Origin of the sequence: Frateuria sp. (assembly GCF_013362045.1) — a bacterium.
In the GTDB taxonomy this organism is placed as follows: domain Bacteria; phylum Pseudomonadota; class Gammaproteobacteria; order Xanthomonadales; family Rhodanobacteraceae; genus Frateuria_A.
This window is the reverse complement of sequence record NZ_JABFWW010000204.1, coordinates 1-2,184: the sequence shown is the minus strand read 5'-3', so window position 1 is coordinate 2,184 and position 2,184 is coordinate 1. Positions and strand designations below refer to the sequence as shown.

The following is a 2,184-nucleotide window of genomic DNA, read 5'->3' as shown; positions in this document are numbered from 1 at the left end:
ACGGCGACCACTATGTCCTGCACGGCAGCAAGACCTACCTCACCAACGGCTTCCTCGCGGGGCTGGTGCTGGTGGTGTGCAAGACCGACCCGTCGCAGGGCGCCAAGGGCATGTCGATCTTGGCCGTCGAGACACAGGACTGCGCGGGCTACAAGGTCGGGCGTGTCCTCGACAAGCTCGGCTTGCATGCGCAGGACACCTCGGAGCTGTTCTTCGACGGCGTGGGCGTGCCGGCCGACCAGCTGCTCGGCGGCCGCGAGGGCCAGGGCTTCTACCAGCTGATGTCCGACCTGCCGTACGAGCGGCTGATCATCGGCGTCGTCGCGCAGGCCGCGATGGAAGGTGCGTACGAGGAGACGCTGGCGTGGGTGCGCGAGCGGCAGGCATTCGGCCAGCCTCTGGCCGCGCTGCAGAACACGCGCTTCAAGCTTGCCGAGGTGGCGACACAGATCGCGGCCGGCCGCGCGTTCATCGACCGCTGCGTCGAACGCCTGCTCGCCGGCACGCTGGACACGGCGACCGCGTCGATGGCCAAGCTGTGGGGATCGGAGACGCAGTGCCGCGTGCTCGACGAGCTGCTGCAGCTGTGGGGCGGCGCCGGCTACATGCAGGAGACGCGGGTCGCGCGCATGTACGCCGATGCCCGCGTGCAGCGCATCTACGGCGGCACCAGCGAGATCATGAAGGAAGTGATCTCGCGGGCGCTGTGAGCGTGGCAGGCTAAAAGCCAACAGCCGGACGCAGAGGACGCAGAAGTTCCGCAGAAGACGCAAAAGAAGACCTTGAAAGGTGAAGGCGGGCAAAGTGCGCCCGCGTTTCATCCGCGTCCTCGCTTCGATTTCTGTCTGACTCTCTTTGCGTCCTCTGCGAAACCTTTGCGTCCTCTGCGTCCGGATGTTGGGTTTCAGCAGCGCTCGACATCGCGTCAAGGCGCTTTCGGCCGCAGCAGCAGCAGGCCGTCGGTCGAGCTCACGAGCATCGAGCCGTCGTCGGCCAGGGCCACGACCGACTGCAGCACCCGGGCCGTTTCGGTGGGCACGCGCGTGTTGAGGTCGACCATGCCCGTGTCGGCGGTCCACAGGAAGGCATGCGCCATGCCGTTGGCATCGGCCGATGTGCCACCCACCTGGCCGGAAGCATTGATCCGCGTCGCGGCCGACCACCCGCCGCCCAGCGTGCCGAGCGACTTCATCGCCCCGCCGTTCCACAGGAACGCGCGCGTGCTGCCCGGATCGGTGGTGTCCGAAGTCCCGACCACGGCGCCGCTCGCATTGATCGCGCTGGCCGAGGAATTCGGGCCGCCCAGCGTGCCCAGGTCCACCATGCCCTCGGCCGCGCTCCAGCGGTACGCATGGTGCACGCCGGTCCCCAGGTCCGACTGGCCCACCACCTGGTTCGCGTTGTTCAGGCCATCGACCGCGACGTCACCCGCGCCCAGCGAGCCGAGGTCCAGCACCTTCTGGCCGGGCACCCACAACGCGGCGTGCACCGCACCCGCGGTAGTGGTCGAGATGCCGGCCACGGTGCCGTTGTCGTTGATGAACTGGGCATCGATCACCGGCGGGAACGTTCCCGCGCCCGTGAGCGGCTCCAGGCCTTCGTAGGCGGTGAGGCCGGGCGGTGTCCAGCGGTAGGCGCTGGAGACATTGCGGGTGGTGCTCGTGCCGGTGACCTGGCCCTGTCGGTTCATCCCGTGGGCGACGGTGTAGGTGCCGGGCTGGAAGTCGATCACGACCAGCGCGTCGGGTGCATCGGGGCTCCAGCGGAACACGCGCGTGTCGCTGCTTTCGATGAGCTGCCCGACCACCTGGCCCGCGTCGTTCACGCCCAGGACGTGCGCTGGCCGGTTGCCGATCACCTGCTGCACCTGGGTGCCATCGAAGAAGCGTCCGAACTGCGGCGGCTCCGCCAGCCCCCCACGCGGAGCGTTCGGATCCGCCATCGTCCAGGCGGCCTGTCCGCGATTGTTGAGCCCCTGGAAGCCTGCCTGCCCGAGCGGGTCGAGCAGATGCGCCGTGAACAGCGGCGCCGGCGCGGCGGCTGGCGGCGCCGGAGTTGCCGGTGTTGCCGATGGCGCGGGTGCAGCCGGTGTCGCGGCTGGTGCGGGCGGTCCCGATGCCAGCGGCGTGCCGGTGTCGATCGTGCTCGAGCCGCCGCCACCGCCGCCGCAGGCGGCGAGGCTCA

At 69.4% G+C, this 2,184-nt stretch carries 1 protein-coding gene and 1 pseudogene; one reads left to right on the top strand and one right to left on the bottom strand.

From position 1 onward, the window contains the following. The coding region (locus HOQ08_RS09605; protein WP_291193710.1) for an acyl-CoA dehydrogenase family protein at positions 1-710 on the top strand (710 nt) is incomplete at its 5' end. 215 nt (positions 711-925) lie between these two features. Here HOQ08_RS09605 and HOQ08_RS09600 read toward each other — a convergent pair. Then, positions 926-2,184 (bottom strand): annotated as a pseudogene (locus HOQ08_RS09600) (hypothetical protein); the annotation flags it as partial.